This window comes from Actinomadura viridis (genome assembly GCF_015751755.1).
Classification (GTDB): domain Bacteria; phylum Actinomycetota; class Actinomycetes; order Streptosporangiales; family Streptosporangiaceae; genus Spirillospora; species Spirillospora viridis.
Genome location: NZ_JADOUA010000001.1, coordinates 7,820,532 through 7,840,293, shown reverse-complemented (window position 1 = coordinate 7,840,293; position 19,762 = coordinate 7,820,532). Strand labels below are relative to the sequence as shown.

17 protein-coding genes are annotated in these 19,762 nt (G+C 72.3%); 5 read left to right on the top strand and 12 right to left on the bottom strand.

Annotation, left to right across the window (positions count from 1 at the left end; all coding sequences use genetic code 11):
• Positions 1 to 76: 76 nt before the first annotated feature.
• Positions 77 to 1,252, bottom strand: coding sequence for a CU044_5270 family protein (locus IW256_RS35610; RefSeq protein ID WP_197015124.1), 1,176 nt, complete (start codon positions 1,250 to 1,252; stop codon positions 77 to 79).
• A complete protein-coding gene (locus IW256_RS35605; protein WP_197015123.1) occupies positions 1,245 to 1,838 on the bottom strand; it encodes an RNA polymerase sigma factor in 594 nt (197 codons plus the stop codon). Before IW256_RS35605 ends, IW256_RS35610 begins: the two co-directional genes overlap by 8 nt.
• 323 nt (positions 1,839 to 2,161) lie before the next feature.
• On the opposite strand from IW256_RS35605, the gene IW256_RS35600 reads away from it, so the two are divergent.
• Positions 2,162 to 2,818 carry a TetR/AcrR family transcriptional regulator gene (locus tag IW256_RS35600; protein ID WP_197016745.1) on the top strand — a complete coding sequence of 219 codons (657 nt, stop codon included), beginning with the start codon at positions 2,162 to 2,164 and terminating at the stop codon, positions 2,816 to 2,818.
• Between the two features lie 87 nt (positions 2,819 to 2,905).
• Here the strand turns inward: IW256_RS35600 and IW256_RS35595 are convergent, their stop codons facing one another.
• The 8 genes from IW256_RS35595 to IW256_RS35560 form a co-directional block, all read right to left on the bottom strand.
• Positions 2,906 to 4,840 carry a PhoX family protein gene (locus tag IW256_RS35595; protein WP_197015122.1) on the bottom strand — a complete coding sequence of 645 codons (1,935 nt, stop codon included), beginning with the start codon at positions 4,838 to 4,840 and terminating at the stop codon, positions 2,906 to 2,908.
• Positions 4,841 to 5,029: 189 nt separating this feature from the next.
• A complete protein-coding gene (locus IW256_RS35590; RefSeq protein ID WP_197015121.1) occupies positions 5,030 to 6,229 on the bottom strand; it encodes a glycoside hydrolase family 1 protein in 1,200 nt (399 codons plus the stop codon).
• Between the two features lie 60 nt (positions 6,230 to 6,289).
• On the bottom strand, positions 6,290 to 7,903 hold the full coding sequence (locus tag IW256_RS35585) for a glucoamylase family protein (RefSeq protein ID WP_197015120.1): 1,614 nt from the start codon (positions 7,901 to 7,903) through the stop codon (positions 6,290 to 6,292).
• Positions 7,904 to 7,952: 49 nt separating this feature from the next.
• Positions 7,953 to 8,771, bottom strand: a complete 819-nt coding sequence (locus IW256_RS35580) for a carbohydrate ABC transporter permease (protein ID WP_197015119.1) — start codon at positions 8,769 to 8,771, stop codon at positions 7,953 to 7,955.
• A gap of 23 nt (positions 8,772 to 8,794) precedes the next feature.
• Positions 8,795 to 9,805 (bottom strand): carbohydrate ABC transporter permease, encoded by a 1,011-nt coding sequence (locus IW256_RS42960; protein WP_197015118.1) that lies wholly within the window; start codon positions 9,803 to 9,805, stop codon positions 8,795 to 8,797.
• On the bottom strand, positions 9,806 to 11,092 hold the full coding sequence (locus IW256_RS35570) for an extracellular solute-binding protein (RefSeq protein WP_197015117.1): 1,287 nt from the start codon (positions 11,090 to 11,092) through the stop codon (positions 9,806 to 9,808).
• On the bottom strand, positions 11,089 to 12,123 hold the full coding sequence (locus tag IW256_RS35565) for a LacI family DNA-binding transcriptional regulator (protein WP_197015116.1): 1,035 nt from the start codon (positions 12,121 to 12,123) through the stop codon (positions 11,089 to 11,091). The genes IW256_RS35570 and IW256_RS35565 overlap by 4 nt, the downstream gene beginning before the upstream one ends.
• A gap of 239 nt (positions 12,124 to 12,362) precedes the next feature.
• Positions 12,363 to 13,133 carry an SDR family oxidoreductase gene (locus IW256_RS35560; protein ID WP_197015115.1) on the bottom strand — a complete coding sequence of 257 codons (771 nt, stop codon included), beginning with the start codon at positions 13,131 to 13,133 and terminating at the stop codon, positions 12,363 to 12,365.
• Between the two features lie 102 nt (positions 13,134 to 13,235).
• On the opposite strand from IW256_RS35560, the gene IW256_RS35555 reads away from it, so the two are divergent.
• Positions 13,236 to 14,066: a helix-turn-helix domain-containing protein gene (locus IW256_RS35555; RefSeq protein ID WP_197015114.1), complete on the top strand. Its 831-nt coding sequence runs from the start codon at positions 13,236 to 13,238 to the stop codon at positions 14,064 to 14,066.
• 52 nt (positions 14,067 to 14,118) lie between these two features.
• Here the strand turns inward: IW256_RS35555 and IW256_RS35550 are convergent, their stop codons facing one another.
• Both IW256_RS35550 and IW256_RS35545 read right to left on the bottom strand, forming a co-directional pair.
• Positions 14,119 to 15,777 (bottom strand): acyl-CoA dehydrogenase family protein, encoded by a 1,659-nt coding sequence (locus IW256_RS35550; RefSeq protein WP_197015113.1) that lies wholly within the window; start codon positions 15,775 to 15,777, stop codon positions 14,119 to 14,121.
• Positions 15,778 to 15,829: 52 nt separating this feature from the next.
• Positions 15,830 to 16,150, bottom strand: coding sequence for an ArsR/SmtB family transcription factor (locus tag IW256_RS35545; RefSeq protein WP_307829300.1), 321 nt, complete (start codon positions 16,148 to 16,150; stop codon positions 15,830 to 15,832).
• A gap of 123 nt (positions 16,151 to 16,273) precedes the next feature.
• On the opposite strand from IW256_RS35545, the gene IW256_RS35540 reads away from it, so the two are divergent.
• The 3 genes from IW256_RS35540 (at position 16,274) to IW256_RS35530 (ending at position 19,634) form a co-directional block, all read left to right on the top strand.
• Positions 16,274 to 16,597, top strand: coding sequence for a GNAT family N-acetyltransferase (locus tag IW256_RS35540; RefSeq protein WP_197015111.1), 324 nt, complete (start codon positions 16,274 to 16,276; stop codon positions 16,595 to 16,597).
• A gap of 118 nt (positions 16,598 to 16,715) precedes the next feature.
• A complete protein-coding gene (locus IW256_RS35535; protein ID WP_197015110.1) occupies positions 16,716 to 17,453 on the top strand; it encodes a TetR/AcrR family transcriptional regulator in 738 nt (245 codons plus the stop codon).
• 270 nt (positions 17,454 to 17,723) lie between these two features.
• Complete coding sequence (locus IW256_RS35530) at positions 17,724 to 19,634, top strand: AfsR/SARP family transcriptional regulator (RefSeq protein ID WP_197015109.1); 1,911 nt, start codon at positions 17,724 to 17,726, stop codon at positions 19,632 to 19,634.
• Positions 19,635 to 19,762 lie beyond the last annotated feature (128 nt).

Here is a 19,762-nt window from a genome sequence, read left to right as displayed (position 1 = left end):
TTGACGTGCGGCGAGTTGCCGCCCCCGAGGCCACCTTGGCGACAACTCGCCGCAAGTCAACGACGATCTGGACCGTTCAGTCGCGCTTGGGCGATGTGGGACGGCTGCCGGTCCACCGCGTCTCGATGTTCGCGCTGTAGCTCGTCACCGTGCCCGGCCGGTAGTTCCTCTCGTTGTCCTCCGCCTTGACGAACGTGCTCACCTCCGCGAGCAGGGCGCCCGTCTTGGGGTCGAAGATGATGCGTTCCATCGAGGTCTTGTTCATGGGGCCTCCGGTGCGGGCCGCCTCCAGCGCCACGCCCGGCCGTCCCAACGGGTCGGTGACCCGGCCCACCGCCTGGATGCCGGGGGTATCGGCGAGCATCCTGATGAAGGCCGCCCACACCTTCGGCGGCAACGGCAGGCCGGAGACCGCGCTGCCCATCTCAACGATCTTCTGACCGGGCCCGGTGGGCTTGGAGTGGCGACGGGCCCGCGGATTCGTGCTCGGCTTGGGCGCCCGCTCCGGCCTCGTCAGGATCTTCTCCAGTTCCTTCGGATCCGTGGGCAGATTCTGCAGCTCCTGCGCCGTGATCGTCCGCCCCAGGCCCATGAGGAAGAACCCCTTCTCGTTCTCGTTGCGGTCGCTGGGGTCCTCCTTCCACGGGGTGGGCTTGGTCCGGTAGAGCTTCGGAAGCGCTTTCGGATCGTCGTGGTACGGGAAGGTCGTCGGGGAACCCGCGCGCTTCCACAGCTTCTCGTCCTCGGCGGTCTGCGGCCGCGCGGGCAGGTCGCGCGACCAGATCGCCGAATCGTTGGCGCGGTCCCGTGCCTGCCACCTCCACATCTCCCAGCACGGCTGGACGAAGTAGTTCCCCGTCTTGGCCCTGACCGGTTCGGCGTGGCAGTCCCTGGAGTGCGTCACCAGGTAGCGGTCATCGGTCTGCCGCTCGGCCTGGGTGGCCGCGGCGAGCACCATCTGCTTGGCCCCGTCCGCCCGGAGCGTCACCTCCCCACCCGTTCCGGGCACGCCGCCGGGGCCGAGGGCGGCGATCGCGACGGCGGTCGCCGCCGCGGCCGCGACCAGCCCCAGCCCCAGCCCGATGCGGAACGGGCGCCGCGCGAGCCGCCCGAGCCGTCCGGCCCGGCGGGTCCCGACCTCGTCCACCGCCGGGTGTGCCAGCCGGTGCAGTCCTTCCCTGCCCGCGGCGGTCACCCGCGGGGATGGACCGCCCTCGTCGAGCAGTTCGGCGACCATCCTCAGCTCATCCATGGGACTCCTCCTCGGTACGTGTGGGATCGGTCCCGCCCAGTGCCTCCCGCAGCTTCCTTCGAGCCCGGTTCATCCGCGATCCGACCGTCCCCTTGGGGATCTCCAGCGCCTGCGCGACCTCGTCGTAGGCCAGGCCGCCGACCGCGACGAGCAGCAGCACGTCACGGTCGCCCTCCGGGAGCGCGGCGAGCGCGCCGGCCAGCTGCGGCCGTACGCCCTCCGCGGCGACCTTCGCGGCCACCCGCGCCTCGTGCCCGTCGGGGCGCGGATGGGCCGCGGCACGGGTGAACGCCGTGAAGCGGCGGCTCTCGTCGCGCCGGTGCTGGCCGACCAGGTTGGTGGCGATCCCGTACAGCCAGGGCCGTACGGCGCCGCGGACCGGGTCGAAGCGGTCGCGCTTGCGGAAAGCGGCGTAGAACGTCTCGGCGGCGACGTCGTCGGCGGCGTCGCGGCCGAGGCGCGCGGCCACGTACCGGTAGATCTCCGTGAAGTACCTGTCGTAGATCACGGCGAATCGATCGGGCTCATGCCTGGACCGCTCGATCACCGTGGCGTCGTCGGTCACGACGTCCGGTGGAGCTGCCATCCGTGGCTCCATTTCATGTCCGGCCCTTCTGAGGCGAATGGCGGTCACCACTACTCAGCCGGAGCCCGGGATCTTCTTCACGCACGCTCGCCGGCGCCGCGTCCGGAGCGTTCACGCTGGGCCCGCGCGGCCCCCGTACGAGACTCGCGCGACACTCACGGATATGAAGAAACGCATCATATTTCTATGTATCATCAATGACGGTACGTAGCCTTGGCCATCACCAGCCCCATCATCACAGCGGCTCGTCCCGGCGACCGCCGGCGATTAAGGTAGAGTCAGCCGCCCAGGAGGAGTTCGTGGAACATGCGCTGTCCTTCCTCATGACGTCCTCGGGCCCGGAGTCCCTGCTCGAACGCGCGTACACCGACGCCGTCGAACAGGTCGACGACACCAACGAGGCCCGTGTGCGCATCCTCGACGCGGCGTACGAGCAGTTCTGCCGGATGGGCATCCAGCGGTCCACCATGGAGGACGTGGCCCGGCGCGCCGGGGTCTCGCGGATCACGGTCTACCGGCGGTTCGCCACCAAGGACGCGCTGGTCGAGCAGGTGGTGCGCCGGGAGTTCCGCCGCTACTTCGACCGGTTCCTCGAAGAGATCGGGCAGGCCGAGACCGCCGCCGACCGCGTGGTCCTGGGCTTCGTGAGCTCGCTGAAGGCCATCCGGGGCAACCCGCTGATCGGCGGCCTGATCGCCACCGAACCGGACCTGATGGTGCCGTCCATGATCAATGACGGCGGCCGCACCCTCGAAACCGTGCGGGGGTTCGTCGCGGGCCAGCTCCGCCGCGAGCAGAACGCGGGCAACGTGGCGCGCGAGCTGGACACCGACCTCGTGGCCGAGATGATGGTCCGGATCTCCGCGTCCTTCCTGACCATTCCCGGCCACCTCGTCGACCTCGACGACGACGAGCAGCTGGCCGCGCTGGCCCGGCGCTTCCTCGTCCCCATGCTGGAACCTTCCGGTCCCCCGGCCTGATCGCCGCCGTCCCGGGACGCACGGAGAACGGCGGAACGGCCCACGCCGCGGCCTCCCGGCCGGCGGCGTGAGCCGTTTCCCGCACCGTCAGGTGCCGATGACGCCGCCGTCCTTCTTGCGGATGACCAGCGTGGCCGGACGCGGGCGGCCGGCCGGGTCGAAGTCGGGCCAGTTGCTCACCGCGCGCGGGTTCTGCGGCGTGGGCGTGCCCCAGAAGGTGGTCGCCTCACCCGGGTGCTGGATGTTGACGAACATCGTCCGCCCGTCCGGCGTCGTGCTGATCCCGGTCACCTCGCAGCCGCGCGGCCCGACCAGGAACCGGCGGATCTCGCCGGTGCGCGGATCGGCCGCCAGCATCTGGTTGTTGCCGATGTTGTCGTGCCCGCGGTCGGCGCGGTTCTGCGTGGAGTTGGACACGTCGGTCTGGATCCACAGCCGCCCGTCGCGGTCGAACCACAGCCCGTCCGGCGAGCCGAACGCGTCCTCCGCGGCCGGTCCGGCCTCCGGGTCGTAGGCCGGGTCCCCGGCGAGCACGAAGATGTCCCACTCGAAGGACGTGGCGGTGTTGTCGCCGCCCTTCTCCCGCCACCGGATGATGTGGCCGTACGGGTTGGGCTTGCGCGGGTTGGCCTTGTTGTCCCAGCCGGAGCCGTTGGTGAGGGTGAGGTAGACGTCCTTGTTCCCGGGGTTCACCGCCACCCACTCGGGACGGTCCATCCTGGTGGCGCCGAGCGCGTCCGCCGCCGTGCGGGTCCGCAGGAGCACGTCGGCCTGGTCCTTCCAGCCGTTGGCGGCGGTCAGGGGGCCGGTGCCGAACGTCAGCGGCAGCCAGGTGCCCGAGCCGTCGTCGTCGAACCGGGCGACGTAGAGCGTTCCATGGTCGAGCGGGTCCTTGCGGAGCGTGCGCAGCCGCCGCCACGGCGCGCTGCCCACGAACTTGTAGACGTACTCGCCGTCCTGGTCGTCACCGGTGTAGACCACGACACGGCCGCGCGACTCGGTGACCGTCGCGCCCTCGTGCTTGACGCGGCCGAGCGCGGTGCGCTTGACGGGGGCCGCCTTCGGGTCGAACGGGTCGATCTCCACCACCCAGCCGAACCGGTTGAGCTCGTTCGGGTTGACGGCCACGTCGAAGCGGGGGTCGGCGGCGTGCCACCGGTAGCCGAACCCCTCGGCGACCACGCCGTACCGGGCCTGCTCGGCCGTGGGCTTCCAGGAGGCGTTCCCGGTGCCGAAGTAGCCGTTCCAGTTCTCCTCGCACGCCAGGTACGTGCCCCAGGGGGTGTAGCCGTTGGAGCAGTTGTTGAGCGTGCCCATCGGCTTGTCGCCGGACCGCAGGAGGGGGTGGTCCGCCCGCACCGGGCCGGAGAAGGCGACCGGGGTGCTGCCCGTGACGCGGCGGTTGTACCTGGAGTCGACCTGCCGCCACCGGCCGCCGGACTGCTCGATCTTGACGACGCTGACGCCGTGCGCGGCCAGCGCCTTGTCGACCTTCTCCTTGGTCATGACCGCGTCACCGTCGGGGTAGAGCAGCGTGCGGTCGACGTACTCGTGGTTGAGGACGAGCAGTCCCTCCCCGCGGCCCGACGGGAAGAAGTGCATCCCGTCGTGGTGCATGCCGATCTGCTGGGCCTGCTCGGCGGCGGTGTTGGAGGCGTCCTTCCTCCACTCGGGGCCGCGGGAGTTCAGGGGCGTGCCCCACGGGATCAGGACCTCGGCGACGTACCCCTCGGGCACCACCACCTCGTCGGCCGACCCGGCGGGCACCGGCGCGAAGCCCAGCAGCCGGCCGCGGCCGTGGCCGCGCCCGCCCGAGCCGGCGGGGGCGGGCGCGAGGGGTGCGGCGGCGGCCGGTCCGGCGGTGGCGGCGAGGAACCCGGCGGCGGCGGCCACCGTCCCGCCGCGGATCACCGACCTCCGCGTCCACCGGGCCTCGGCGACGTCCCGGAACGCCGGATTGCCCGACGGGTTGGTGCTGACGTCCTCGGGATCGGCCCCGCGGGCGACGTCGTCCACGGTCATGGGGGAACCTCGCTTCTGTACGGCTACCGGCGCCGCCCGGACTCCCGTGCCACGCTGGGGCACGGCTCGGATCCTTCGGCGTTCACCGGGAACCTAGAACCCGCCCATGACCACAAAGCGGCGCGAACATGAACACACTCCCCCCAACAGGCCATGACCTGCCGAAACGGTCCGCCCGCGAGGCGCGGTTCAGCCGGACGTCCGCGGGATCCGCCGCGTGCGTCCGAACCCGCCGAGCCAGTGCGCGGACGGCCTGGGGGTGCGGGCGAAGGTCTCCGGGTCGAACGCGATGAGCCCGAAGGTGGGCGTGTAGGAGCCCCATTCGTAGTTGTCCAGGGCGCTCCAGGCCAGGTAGCCCTGGACGTCGAGGCCGTCCTCGATCGCGGCGCCGACCTCGTCCAGGGCGCCGGTGTAGTAGGCGATCCGGCGGGTGTCGTCGGCGGTGGCGATGCCGTTCTCGGTGACGATCAGCGGGACGTCGCCGACGATGGAGGCGGTGTGGCGCAGCGCGTGCCCCACGGCGCGGGGGTAGTACTCCCACCCGGTGAGGGTGCGCTCGGCCTCCGGGGGGACGGGGATCGGGCCGTCCGGGCCGATCCTGGTACGGGTGTAGGACTGGACGCCGATCCAGTCGTCGTCGCGGGCGGCCTCGACGAAGACGTCCTCGCGCGGGTACCGGTAGGCGTCACGGACCTCCTCGGCGCCGGGAAGGGCCTGGTAGACCTGGTTGGCGATGGTCCAGCCGGCCTTGATCCGCGGGTTGATCCCCCGGACCTCCTTCATCGCCGCGCGGTGCGCGGCGATGATCGCGCGGGTGGTCTCCTCGTCGGGGGTGGGCAGGCCCGCGGGAGGGAAGCCGGCGTCGCCCGCCCTGGCCGCGCCCGCCATCACCGCGATCATGTTGGGTTCGTTGATCGTGCAGACGTGCGCGACGTCCGTGCCGATGACCGGTGCCGTGGCCGCGACGTAGCGGGCGAACAGGTCGGGCGCGTCCGGCTCGGTCCAGCCGCCGCGTTCCTCGAACCACCGCGGGACGGTGAAGTGGTGCAGGGTCACCATCGGGCGCAGCCCGCGCACGACCGCGCCCTCGACCATCCGGCGGTAGTGGGCCAGCTCGGCGCGGGAGAAGCGGCCGGGGACGGGTTCGATCCGCGCCCACTCGATGCCGAACCGGTAGTCGGTGAAGCCCAGGCCGGCCAGCAGGTCCATGTCCTCCGGCCAGCGGTGGTAGCTGTCGGCGGCATCCAGGCTCGGCTCCTGGATCTGCGCCGTCCCGCTGTGCTCCTTGTGCCACCAGTCGCTGTTGGTGTTGTTGCCCTCGATCTGGTGGCCGGCGGTGGAGGCACCCCACAGGAAGCCGTCGGGGAAGGGGGTCGAGGTCTGCGTCATCGCGGTTTCTTCCAAGGTCGTGTGTGCAGTGTGCAGTGTGTGCTGGGACGGGGCCGCCGGTCAGCGGGGCCGTTTCGCGGGCGGCAGGACGACGTTCCACGTCTCCAGGCCCAGGACCGGCTTGAGGCGGCCGGCCACCTCGCCGGCCCCGAAGTGCCTGTGCAGGGTTCCGCCCGCGAGCACGTTCCCGAGCGCGCCCATCACCATCGACTGGTCGAGGGAAAGGTAGCGCCGGGAGACCTTGCCGCTGCGGACGGCGACGGCGTCGTAGAAACCGCCGGGGCCGTAGGAGGGGAAGTCGGCCTTGAGCTTGACCAGGTTGTCCAGGGCCGCGTTCCGCGCGTACGGGAGGGCCAGGAACGCGGCGTGCGGGGTGACGACGCCGTCGCCGAAGGAGGCCGGGGCCGGGGCGGCGGGACGGCAGCCCTCGTAACCCGGGTCGGTCTGGGTCCGTTCCTGGTCGGAGGTGTAGCCGTCGCCCTGGATGCCGATCCCGTCGACGCCGTACTCGCGGTAGCCGCCGTCGGGGTCGTTGGACGGGGAGAAGCCCCAGTAGCCGTACTTCGCCTCCCGCAGGCCGTGCTCGATCTGGGCCGCCACGTACGCCGGATGGTTGCGTCCCCAGCTGGTGGGGGCCCATTTCCTCTCGGGGACGAGGAGGTCGGGCATGAGCGCTTCGAACATGCTGCCGCCCCAGGTGGGAACGAGCCGGATGCCCCGGTAGCCGTAGGTGCCCTCGAAGACCTTGATGCCCAGGTGGGTCTGGGTGGTGCCCTCGGGCCTGGTCTCCTGCCAGCCGAAGTCGCAGTCCTTGTGTCCCATGGTGCGGTACAGGCCGAAGTAGTGCTGGGCGGGCAGCCGGCCCAGGGCGATGCCGACGTAGGTGGCCATGCGGGTCTCGGCGGGAGCGCCGTACACGTGGCAGGTGTAGTAGACGTCCGTCCCGCCGGTGTAGTTGCCCTTGATGGAGCAGTCGGGGTCGGGCGGGTTCACCCAGAAGCCTCCGCGCAGCAGGCCCGTTCCGTTGGGGGCTCCCTTCGGGTCGTAGTAGGCGGCGAAGTCCATCCCCTTCAGGATCCGGTTCGCCGCGGCGGCGGTGGAGGGCACCGCGTTGCGGACGGTCATCAGCGCGCCGGCCAGCCAGGCGTTGTCCACGCTGGACAGGAACGGCTTGACCGGGGCGCCGGTGGAGGGCCAGGTGGTCACGACCTTCAGGGTGGCCGGGTCGTACCAGTTGAAGAACTGGCCGGACTCGTGCCGGTCCAGCCGCTCGACGGAGGCGATCGCCCTGGCGATCCGCGCCTCGGCGTCGGCGGCGCCGATCAGGCCGAGGTCGCGGGCGACGACCGTGCTCCACATGTAGCCGCCGATGTTGGTCGGCGAGGTCACCTTGTCGGGGGTCGTCAGGTCGCCGGAGACGCCGTCGGACGGCAGCCCGGTCGCCGGGGCGACCATGGCCGCCAGCGACTTCCAGGTGTCGGCGGCGAAGGTCCGCAGCAGGGCGTCCTGCCGCTTCCCGTCCCGCGGCGCCCGTTCCCGCGGCGCGTTCGCGGACGCTTCGCCGGCGGCCGTGCCGGGGTCGGCCAGCGCGGGCGCGTTCACCGGAGCCGCCAGGGCCGCGGTGATGGCGCTCGCCGCCAGGGTCGTGGTGAGCACGCGAAGTCGGGCACGCATCGGAACTCCTAAAGGGGGGTGGGAGTACACGGGTCGGGAAGTGGCCGGCCTACTTGATGCCGGTGCTCGCTATGCCCTCGACGAAGAACCGCTGGAGGACGAGGAAGATCGCGACGATCGGTGCGACGACCACGACCGCGCCGGCCAGGAGCATCCCGTAGTGGGTGGCCTCCTGGTTGGAGAAGATCGCCAGCGCGACCGGCAGGGTGTACTTGTCGTGGCTCTGCGCCACCACGGCGGGCCACAGGAAGTTGTTCCAGGCGGCCAGGAAGGTGACCAGCGTCAGCGTCGCCATCGCGGGCTTGCACAGCGGCAGCACGATCCGGAAGAAGATCCGGAACTCGCCCGCGCCGTCGATCCGCGCGGCGTGCACCAGCTCGTCGGGGATCTCCGCCATGAACTGCCGCATCAGGAAGACGCCCAGCGGCGTGACCAGGTACGGCAGCACGATGCCCAGCAGCGTGTCGACGAGGCCGAGGTTGGCCACCACGACGAACTGCGGGATCATCAGCACGATCGGCGGCACCATCATCTGCGCCATGATCAGGGCGAACACCAGCCTGGCGGCGCGGAACGGCAGCTTGGTCAGGGCGTAGGCGACCATCGAGCAGAACAGCAGGTTGGCGGCCACGATGACCACCGCGGTGATGACGCTGTTGGCGAAGACCGGCAGCAGGTCGAGCCGTTCGAACAGCTCCCGGTAGCCGGCCAGGGTCGGGGCCTCCGGCAGGAACGTGGGCGGATCCCGGCGGATCTCCGGCTCGTGCTTGAACGAGCTGAGCACCGCCCAGCCGAAGGGCGTGACGACCAGCCCCAGGCCGAGGGTGAGGGCCGGGTAGAGCAGTGCGCGGCGCACCGAACGGAACATGGTCGGGGTCCCTCCCTTCTCGTCTAGTGGTGCTTGGCCCGCATCAGGCGGAACTGCAGGAACGTCAGCGCGATGATCACGGTGAACAGCACGCTCGCCGCGGCGCCCGCGTAGCCGTAGTTGCCCACCCCGAACTGCTGGTAGATCGCCAGCGAGGCCGACAGGGTGGCGTTGTCGGGGCCGCCCTTGGTCATGACCAGCGGCTCCTCCATGAACTGCATGAAGCCGATCGTGGAGTAGACCGTGGTGAACAGCAGGGCGGGCCGCAGCATCGGCAGCGTGATGCTCCGGAACCGGGCCCAGGCTCCCGCGCCGTCCACGTCCGCCGCCTCGTACAGGTCGCGCGGGATGCCCTGGAGAGCGGCCAGGAAGATCACCATGTCGAACCCGAACCCCCGCCAGGCGGCCATCACCACCAGCGACGGCAGCGCCGTGCGCTCGTCCGACAGCCAGGCGGGGCCGTCGATCCCGATCCACGCCAGGCCCTCGTTGACCAGGCCGGCCTCGGGGTCGAGCAGGAACCGCCACACGACGGCGATGCCGACGATGCTCGTGACGTGCGGCAGGAAGTAGCCGATGCGGAACGGCGTCCGGAACCGCTCGATGCCCGCGTGCAGCGCGACCGCCGCCGCCAGGCCCATGAGGATGGTGAGGGGGACGGCCGTGACCACGAAGAACGCCGTGTTGGCCGCGGCCCTGCGCATCACCTCGTCCTGGAACAGGCGGGTGTAGTTGTCCAGCCCGACGCCGTTGACGGCGAACGGGTCGCGGACGTCGGTGCTGCGCAGGTCGGTGACGCTCATGCCGAGCCCGGCCAGCAGCGGCCCCGCGTACAGCCCGAGGAAGATCACCAGGAACGGCGCGGAGAACAGCCACGCGATCCGCGCCCCGCGCCGGCCGGCGCCCCGGGGCCGGCGGGGCGGCGCGGCCCGGGGCCCGCGGCGGCCGGCCGGCCCGCCCCGCCGGAGCAGGCCGGACGCCGGCCGCGGGGCCGCGGGCGCCTTCCCGGTCGCGGTGCGTCCGAGGGACGACACCTAGCTGCCCGTTCCGATCTGCTCGGCCGCCTTCTGCATCGCCGCGGCGGCCTGTTCGGGGGTCTGCTTGAGCAGCGCCAGCTTCTCGGTCTCGCGTTCCATGGCCTTGCCGACCTGGGTCCAGGTCGGCAGCGGCGGCGGGGTCTTGGCGTTCTTCAGCGTCTCGCCGAACACCGCGACCCGCTTGTCGGCCTTGAGCGCGGGGTCCTCCCAGGCGGACTGCACGGCGGGCAGGTCCTTGGAGACGGTGAACCACTTGGCCTGGGTCTTCGGGTCGGTCAGCCACTGGACGAAGCGCCAGGCGGCGTCCCGGTTCTTCGTGCTCTTGAAGACGACCAGGTCACCGCCGCCGACCAGGGAGGTGCCGCCCGCGCTGCCCTTGGGGTAGGGGGCCACGTCGAACTTCTCGGAGAAGCCCGGACCGCCGTCCTTCTCCGTCGAGTAGATCATCCAGGGGCCGGAGTAGAACGCCGCGGCCTGGCCCTTGATGAAGTTCTGCGGGAACGCCCCGGTGTCGATCTTGTTGGGGGCGGTGCCGTCCTTGTAGAACGACTGGAAGTGGGTCAGCGCCTTGACCATCTCGGGGGTGTCGAGCGTCCATTCGGTCTTCCCGGCGTTCATGATGTCGCCGCCCGACTGCCAGACCAGCGGCAGGATCTCCTGCCAGTTGTCGATCCGGAAGTTCTGGTAGATGCCCTGGGACGCCCCCGCCTCGTCCCGTACGGCCTTGGCGAACGCCCGCGTCTCCTCCCACGTGGTGGGCGGCTTCACGCCCGCCTTCTCGGCGAGGTCCTTGCGGTAGTAGAACGCGCGGGTCTCCACGTACCAGGGGACGCCGTAGGCGGTGTTGTTGAACTGGACGGTGTCCCACGAGCCGGGGAAGAACCTCGCCTTGTCGAACAGGTTCCCGGGGGCGGGGTCGAGCGCGCCGGTCTTGGCCAGCTCGCCCATCCAGGTGGTGCCGATCATGCTGACGTCGGGGGTCTTGTTCCCCGCGATCGACGAGACGAGCCGGTCGTGCGCGACGTCCATCCCCATCGGCGTCACCTCGATCCGCACCCCGGGGTTGGCCCGCTCGAACTCCTTGGCGAAGTCGCCGAGCAGCTCGCCCTCGCTGCCCATCGCCCACACCTTGACGGTGCCGGAGATCTTGCCGGTGCCGGCGTCCTCGGCCTTCTCCTGGCCGCCCGCGCCGCCTTCCCTGCCGCAGGCGCTCAGTGCCAGGGACGCCACGACGACGCCGATCGCGGCGCGGGCGAGCCCGGTACGGCCGCCGAGTCTTCTCATTGCTCCTCCACGGGGTGGGTGCCACAGCTCGTCCGGACGACGAGTTCGGTGGCGAGGGTCTGGCGGCGGGCCGTGGCCCGCTCGCCGGTGATGAGCTGGTCGAGGGCCAGTGCGGCGCGGGCGCCGAGCTCGCGCATGGGCTGGCGGACGGTGGTGAGGGCGGGGCGGGCGAACCGGGCGGCCATGATGTCGTCCCAGCCGGTCACCGCCAGGTCGCCGGGCACGCTCAGGCCGCGCTCCTCCGCGGCGAGCAGGACGCCCAGGGCCAGCTGGTCGTCGGCGCAGGCCACGACGTCCGGGAGTGCCGACCGCAGCAGCGCGCGCCCCGCCTTCAGGCCGCCGTCCACGGTGAGCTCGCAGGCCACGGGCTCGGGGGCGGTGATCCGGTGCTCGGCGAGGGTGGCGGTCACCCCCGCCCACCGTTCGCCGATGTCGTCCTCGCCCGCGGGGGCGCCGAGCAGGACGAAGTCGCGATGGCCGTGGCCGAGCAGATGCTCGGTGAGCGCGCGGGCGCTCCGGGTGTTCTCCGAGCTGACCAGGTCGGCGCCGACCACGGGGGTACGGGCCAGCAGCACGACCGGGACCCCGGAGCCGACGATCTCCCCGATCAGGTCGTCCCCGACGGTGTCGCCGAAGACCACCAGCCCGTCGACCCGGCCCGCCAGTTCCCGCACCTGCCGGTCGATGTCGGTCTGGGTGTGCCGGGACAGGATGATCACCGACCGGCCCAGCCGGGAGGCGACCTCCTCGTACCCGAGCAGGACCTCCGCGAAGTAGGGGCCGGACAGGTCGGGGAAGACGATCCCGTTCGCGGCGTGCCGCCCCTCGGCCAGGGAGACGCCCAGGCGGCTGGGGGTGAACCGCAGCTCGCGGACCGCCGCCATGACCCTCTCGCGGGTGGCCGGGGCGACCGGCCCCGTGCCGCGCAGCGCCCGGGACACGGTCGCGATCGAGACACCGGCGTGCCGCGCGACCTCGTAGATCGTCGGCCCTGGCTGGCCTCGATCGTCGGGCGGGGCTTCTCGCACCATCGGGGACCTTCTCGTGTGACGGGGTTCGGTTGACGGGTTCGGCAGGGTGTAAGCGCTTCCACTCACGGAAAGGAGGGGTGTAAGCGCTTCCACTCGGAGTACGAGGAGTGTGCCATGTCACAGGTCGCCCGTAAAGGGGTGTTCTTCCGTCCTCACCGGCCCCACGGCAACGGCCGGGGCCCCGGAACCCGTGTGGGTTCCGGGGCCCCGGCCGGCTCTCACCCGGCGGGTCGCGGCGGTCAGCGCTGGCGGGCCGGGCGGACGACGATCTCGTTGACGTCCACGTCCTCCGGCTGCGCGAGGGCGTAGGAGACCGCGCCGGCGACGGCGTCCGGCTCGATCGCGTGCGCCCGGTAGGCGCGCATGGCCTCGGCGGCCCCGCGGTCGGTGATGGAGTCGGCGAGTTCGGAGGTGACCACCCCGGGAGAGACGGTCGTGACCCGGATCGACGGGTCGGACTCCAGGCGCAGGCCCTCGGTGATCGCCCAGGCGGCGAACTTGGTGCCCGAGTAGACGGCGCTCGTCGGCACCACCTCGTGCGCGCCGATGCTCGCGATCGTGACGAAGTGCCCCGCCCCCTGGGCGGTGAACACCGGCAGGGCCGACGCGATGCCGTACAGCAGGCCGCGGACGTTCACGTCGATCATCCGCTCCCACTCGTCCACCAGCAGGGCGCCCAGGGGCGACAGCGGCATGACCCCGGCGTTGGCGATGAACGCGTCGACCCGGCCGAACCGGTCGCGGGCGGTGGCGACGAAGGCGTCGACGTCGCCGCGGTCGGTCACGTCGAGCCGTACGGGAAGGAGGCCGCCGCCGGAGCGCGCGGCGGTCTCCGCGGTGCGGTCGGCGAGTCGCCGCAGGCGTTCGGTGCGGCGCGCGCCCGCGACCACCTGATGCCCTTCGCCGGCGAGGCGGGCGGCGATGGCCTCCCCGATACCGCTGCTCGCGCCGGTGACGAGGACGACCTTCTGATCGGAGGGTCGAGGGGATTTCGGCTGGTCGTTGTCCATGTCTCGACGGTGGCGGCATCCGGTCGTCCGGAGAAGACCGCGCTCTTCCTGGGAGTACCGCACCCAGGAAGCGGGGCCGGTCCGCGCTCTAGCATTCGGGGTATGACACGCTCCGACCTGGGCGCCTACCTCGGCGCCTGCCGGGCCCGCGTCACCCCGGACCAGGCGAACCTGCCGGCCTCGGGGCACCGCCGGGTCCCCGGCCTCCGGCGCGAGGAGGTGGCGTCGCTGGCCGGGATCAGCGTCGACTACTACATCCGGCTCGAACAGGGACGCGAGCGCACGCCTTCGGCCCAGGTGGTCGACGCCCTGGCCGCCGCCCTGCGCCTGGACGAGGACGGCCGCCGCCATCTGTTCCGCCTGGCCGGCCTCAGCCCGCGGGGCCGGGCCGCCGCGCCGGCCGGCCGCGTCGACCCGAGCCTGCTGGAGCTGATGGCCGCCTGGCCGCACAACCCGGCCATCGTCTACAACCGTGCCTACGACGTCCTGGCGTCGAACGCGATCGCCGACGCGCTGTTCCACGACTGGGCGCACTCGCGCAACCTCATGCGCGTCGTGTTCACCGACCCGGCCGCCCGCACGTTCTACCGGGACTGGCACGACGTCGCGCGTAACACGGTGGCGGGCTTCCGGCTGGGTTACGGCCAGTCCCCCGACGACCCCCGGATACGGGAAGTGCTCACCGGGCTGCTCCGCGACAGCCCCGAGTTCGCGGACCTGTGGGCCCGCAACGACGCCCGGGGCAAGGCCCTGGAACGCAAGCGCTTCGTTCACCGTGCCGTCGGCCCGCTGACGCTGACCATGCAGACCTTCGACGTCCGGGGCGGCACCGGCCAGGAAATCGTCGTTTACCACGCCGACCCGGGCTCGCCGAGCGCTGAGGCGCTCTCCCTGCTCGGCTCCCTCGCCGCCACCTCAAGCCATCACCCCTGAGCGCGGCGCCCGCCCGGCCAGGCGGGCGGGCACCTGCGTACGCGGGGGAGGCTCAGGCCAGGGACGGCAGGGCGCGGGTGAGGACCGAGGCGGTGTCGACGGAGCGAGGCAGGGTGCCGAAGGCGTGGCCCCAGTCGCCGCCCAGGCGGGTGGCGCAGAAGGCGTCGGCGACGGCCGGCGGGGCGTGCCGGACCAGCAGGGCGCCCTGGAGGGCGAGGGCGATCCGCTCGACCAGGCGGCGCGCCCGGCTCTGGGCCTCCTCGGTGTCGGCCAGGTCCTCCTTGAGCCTTGCCACCGCCCGGTCCAGGTGCTCGTTCTCCCCGTGGGCCAGGGCCAGTTCGGCGAGCAACGCGTCCAGCGTGCCCGGTTCGCGGGCCAGGGCGCGCAGGACGTCGAGGGCGTTGACGTTGCCCGACCCCTCCCAGATCGACAGGAGCGGGGCCTCCCGGTAGTGACGCGGCATACCGGATTCCTCGACGTAGCCGTTGCCGCCCAGGCATTCGAGGGCTTCGGCGGTGAACGCCGGGCCCCGCTTGGTCACCCAGTACTTGCCGGCGGCGGTGGCGATGCGCCGGAACGCCCGTTCGGACTCGTCGCCCGCCAGGGCGCGGTCGGTCGCCCCGGCCAGCCGCAGGGTCAGCGCCGTGGCGGCCTCGGACTCCAGTGCCAGGTCGGCGATGACGTTGCGCATCAGCGGCTTGTCGATCAGCGCCGCGCCGAACGCCGCGCGGTGCCGTACGTGGTGGCCGGCCTCGACGAGCGTCTTGCGCATGAGGGTCGCGGAGCCCATCACGCAGTCCAGGCGGGTCAGGTTGACCATGTCGATGATCGTCTTGACGCCCCGGCCCTCCCCGCCGACCAGCCAGGCGACCGTGCCGTCGAACTCGGGCTCGCTGCTGGCGTTGGACCGGTTGCCGAGCTTGTCCTTGAGCCGCTGGATCCGGAAGGCGTTGCGCGACCCGTCCGGCAGGATCCGCGGCACCAGGAAGCACGACAGGCCGCCGGGAGCCTGGGCCAGCACCAGGAAGAGATCGCACATCGGCGCCGAGGTGAACCATTTGTGGCCGCGCAGCGTGTAGACGCCGTCCTCGCCGGTGGGGGTGGCGACGGTGGTGTTGGTGCGCACGTCCGAGCCGCCCTGCTTCTCGGTCATGCCCATGCCGGCCAGCAGCCCGCGCTTGGTGGTGGGCACGGCCAGGCCCGGATCGTAGACCCGGCTCGCCAGCAGCGGCTCGTAGACCGCGGCCAGGTCGGGCTGGTGACGCAGCGCGGGCACGACCGCGTACGTCATCGCCATCGGGCAGGCGTGACCGGCCTCGGTGTGCCCCCAGACCAGCCCGGTCGCGGTGCGCGCGACGTGGGCGCCGGGTCGGTCGGAGGCCCACACCGAGCCGGCCAGCCCCTCGGCCACGGCCACCCGCATCAGCTGGTGCCAGGCCGGATGGAACTCGACCTCGTCGATCCTGTGGCCGAACCGGTCGTGCGTACGCAGGGACGGCTCGTGCCGGTTGGCGTCCTCGCCCCACTGCTGCGCCTCCGGGCCTCCCGCCATGCGGCCGACCCTGCGCACGTCGTCCTCGGCCCAGCCCGCGCCCTCGCGGCGCAGGCCCTCCAGCAGCGCGGCGTCGTCGGAGGCGTCGTAGGGCGCGAGCGGCGGCGCCTGGTTGGTCACCTCATGGGTGGCGGACCGGGTCCCCAGCGTTTCCGTCATGAAGCGGACATTACATATGTCGAACAACCGCGTCAATAATGTAATACCCCAGTCAGTGCATGACCGGGCACAGGTCGACGGCGCGGTCGGTGGCGGCCAGCAGCCGCTCGGCCGAACGCAGCAGGTCCAGCAGGTCCGGCGCGGCGATGAAGTAGAACGACTGCCGCCCCTCGGCGCGGTAGTCCACCAGCTTGCAGCCCCGCAGGCAGGCCAGGTGCTTGGACACCGTGGACTGCGCCAGCTCCAGCTCGCGGGTCAGGTCCACCACCCGGGCCTCGCCGCGCACCAGCCGCTGCACGATCGACAGCCGGACCGGGTCGGCCAGGGAATGGAACAGCGCCGCCGCCGGCGCCAGCCCGTCCAACGAGGTCATTCCACGATCAGAATCCATCGCCATATCGCGATGGTATGCGAGGCCGGGCCGGTGACACCGGTACCGGAATATCGGAAGGCCCGGACCTGGTTGGGCCATCGACGACGATCGATGGGGTTGAGAATGAGCGACACGAGCACGACCGCCGGAGTGGAAGTCACCGACAACCCCGGCGAGAGCCGGTACGAGGCACGACTGGAGGGGAACCTGGCGGGGATCGCCCAGTACATCCGCACCGACGAGCTGATCGCGTTCGTGCACACGGAGGTGGAGCGGGCGTACGAGGGCCGCGGTGTCGGGTCGGCGCTGGTGCGCGCGTCGCTGGACGCGGCGCGGGCGGACGGCGTCGCCGTGCTCGCCGTCTGCCCCTTCTACACCGGCTGGATCGGCCGGCACCGCGAGTACCAGGACCTGCTGTACACCAGCGGGAGCCGGGTCACGGACTGAGGGCCGGACGGCCGCCCGCGCGGCGGCAGGATCGGACGCGCCCCGGTCCCTGCCTCGCTGTAAAGAACACCCTTGTTCACCTGATACTTCGCGGTCCGGCCGGAGATATAACATTGTCATGTCCAGGAGCCCGGCGGGTCCGCGCGAGAAGCTGATCGAGGCCGGGGTGCGCCTGCTCGAGGAACAGGGACCGGAGGCGCTGAACGCCCGGCGGCTCGCCGCGGAGATCGGCGCGTCCACGATGGCCGTCTACACCCACTTCGGCGGGATGGCCGGGCTGTACGAGGCGCTCGCGCGGGAGGCGTTCGCACGGTTCGAGCGTTACCTGCGGCGCGTGCCCGACACCGACGACCCCGTGAACGACCTGCTGGTCCTCGGGCTGTCCTACCGGGAGTTCGCGGTCGCGAGCCCGCCCCGGTACCGGATGATGTTCGGGATCACCTCGCCGGGGAACGTCCTCCCGTCGTTCGGGCACGACCTCACCACCGAGGGCACGCCGACGACGATGGCCGAGATGAACCGGGCCTTCGCCCTGCTGCCCAGGCAGGTGCGGCGGGCCATGGACGCCGGGCGGATCCGGCGGGACGACCCGATCGCCGTGGCGGGGCAGTTCTGGAGCATGATCCACGGCTACGTGCTGCTGGAGACCATCGGGGTGTTCGGGGCGGAGGGGCGCGGCGTTCTCCACATCCTGGGCCCGCAAGTGGTCAATCTGCTGGTCGGCCTGGGCGACGAGCGCCAGGCCGCCGAACTCTCCGCCGGGCGGTCGCTGCTGGCCATCGAGGCGGCCAGGACCGTCGAGCCGGAGCCGGAGCCGGCGCCGCGCAGGGGCCGGCGGCCACGGCCCGTGCGGTGACGTGACGATCACCACTCGTCCGGCCTGAGGAACGAACCCGAACGGGCCTGTCCATGCCTGAACGGGCCTGTCCGGGCCCGCCATCTGCACAGGGACGCGCCGGGGCGGCATCCGAGAGTCATTTCGCGCACGCGCTAGGTGAGGAAGATCGCCCCGCGGCGAATCACATTGTTATAGCCTCCCATCACAAAGTTATGCCCTGGTCCGCGGGCTCCCCACGCGCGGACCGTCCCTGATCGGCAGTTCCAAGAGATCGGTCTGATGATGGCGATGACCTCGGGCACGATGACGGACCCTTCCCCCCGCCACTTCCGCTTCGCCGTGCTGGGCCCCCTGCGGGCGTGGCGCGACGGGGATCAGCTGGACCTCGGCCCGATCCGGCAGCAGGCGCTGCTGGCGGCCCTCCTGCTGCGCCCGGACCTGCCCGTCAGCCGCCGGGAACTGCTCGACGGGGTGTGGGGCACCGAGCCGCCCGGCTCCGGCAGCAAGATCGTGCCCGTGTACGTCCACCGGCTGCGCCGCTGCCTGGGGACGCTGGGCGAGGGCCCGCACGACTCGGTGATCGGCCGGGACCGGGGCGGCTACCGCTTCGTCAGCGGCGGGACGCGGGTGGACGCGATGCGGCTGGACGAGATCGCGGCCGAGGCGGCCACCGCCAGGGGGTCCGGCGATCTGGCGTCCGCGGTGAAGGCGTACGCCCGCGCTCTCGGGCTGTTCCAGGGCGAGCCGCTGGCCGGGCTTCCCGGACCGTTCGCGGAGGCGGAGCGGCTGCGGCTGGAGGAGCGCAGACTCACTCTCCTCCAGGAGAAGGTCGAATGCCAGCTCCGGCTGGGCCGGCACGTCGAGGCGGCCGGTGAGCTGCACGCCCTGACCGCGACCCACCAGCACAGCGAGCCGCTGGCCGCGCTGCTGATGCGCGCGCTGTACGGGAGCGGCCGGCAGGCCGACGCGCTGGCCGTGTACGCGCAGCTGCGCCGCCGGCTGGTGGACGACCTGGGCGTGGAGCCGGGTGAGCGGTTGCGGCGCGTGCACCAGGCGGTGCTGCGGGCCGACGACGAGACCCTGGGCCTCGCCCCGCGCCGCGAGCCCGCGGCCACGGAGCGCGAGCGCGCCCGGGTCCCGCGCACGGCCCCGCACGCGCGGCGCGTCCCCGACGAGCTCCCGGCCGATGTCGGGGAGATCGTCGGCCGGGACGAGGAACTGGCGCTGCTCTCCGGCGGTGCGGGCGCGACCGCCGTGACGGTGGCGGCGGTGGACGGTGTGGCGGGGGCCGGGAAGACCGCGCTGGCGGTACGGGCGGCCCGGTCGATGTGCGGGGGCTATCCGGACGGCTGCCTGTTCGTCGCCCTGCACGGGCACAGCGAGCGGCGGGACGCGGTGCCACCCGAGCGCGCGCTGCGGCGGCTGCTGCGGGCGATCGGCGTCCAGGACTCCTCCGACGACCTCGACGAGCTGGTCGCGTTCTGGCGGAGCGCGACCGCCGGGCTGCGCCTGCTGCTGGTCCTCGACGACGCGGCCGGCGCCGACCAGGTGCGCCCGCTGCTCCCCGCGGGGGCGGGCAGCCGGGTACTGGTGACCAGCCGTCACCGCCTGGTCGGGCTGGACGTGGACCGCCGGGTCTCCCTGGGACCGCTCGCGCCGGAGGCCGCGGAGGCGCTGCTGGCCCGCATCGTGGGCGGCCGGCGCGCGGAGGGCGAGCGGGACGCGGTGCGCGAGCTGGCCCGGCTGTGCGACCGGCTGCCGCTGGCACTGCGCATCGCGGGCGCGCGGATCCAGAGCCGCCCGGCCTGGACGATCGGGCATCTGGCGCACCGGATGGCCGACGACGACCGGCGCCTGGAGGAGCTGACGGCGGAGGACCGCAGCGTGGAGGCGGCGTTCCGGCTCTCCTACCTGCGACTCCCGGCCGCCGAACGGCACGCGTTCCGCGCGCTGGGCCGGGCACCGGCCGTGGAGATCGGCCACCGGACGCTGGCCGCCACCCTCGGCTGGGCGGCGCACCGGGCCGAGCGGGCCCTGGAGAACCTGGTGGACGCGAGCCTCGTCCAGCAGCCGTCCGCGCACCGGTACCTGCTGAACGGCCTGCTCGCCCTGTACGCGCGGCGACTCGCCGCGGAGGAGCGCCACGTGGCGGGCCGCGGCGGCCTGGTCGCCGTCGGGAGCGCCCCCGGAGGGTTCTGACCCGGTCCGCGTTCCCGAGACGCGCCGGGCGGCTCGCGCGGGCCGCCATGGCGCGTTTCCGGCATGCGCGGACACCGGTATGCGCGGACGCAGGCATGCGCGACGTCCGGCCATTGCTCCGAGCAATT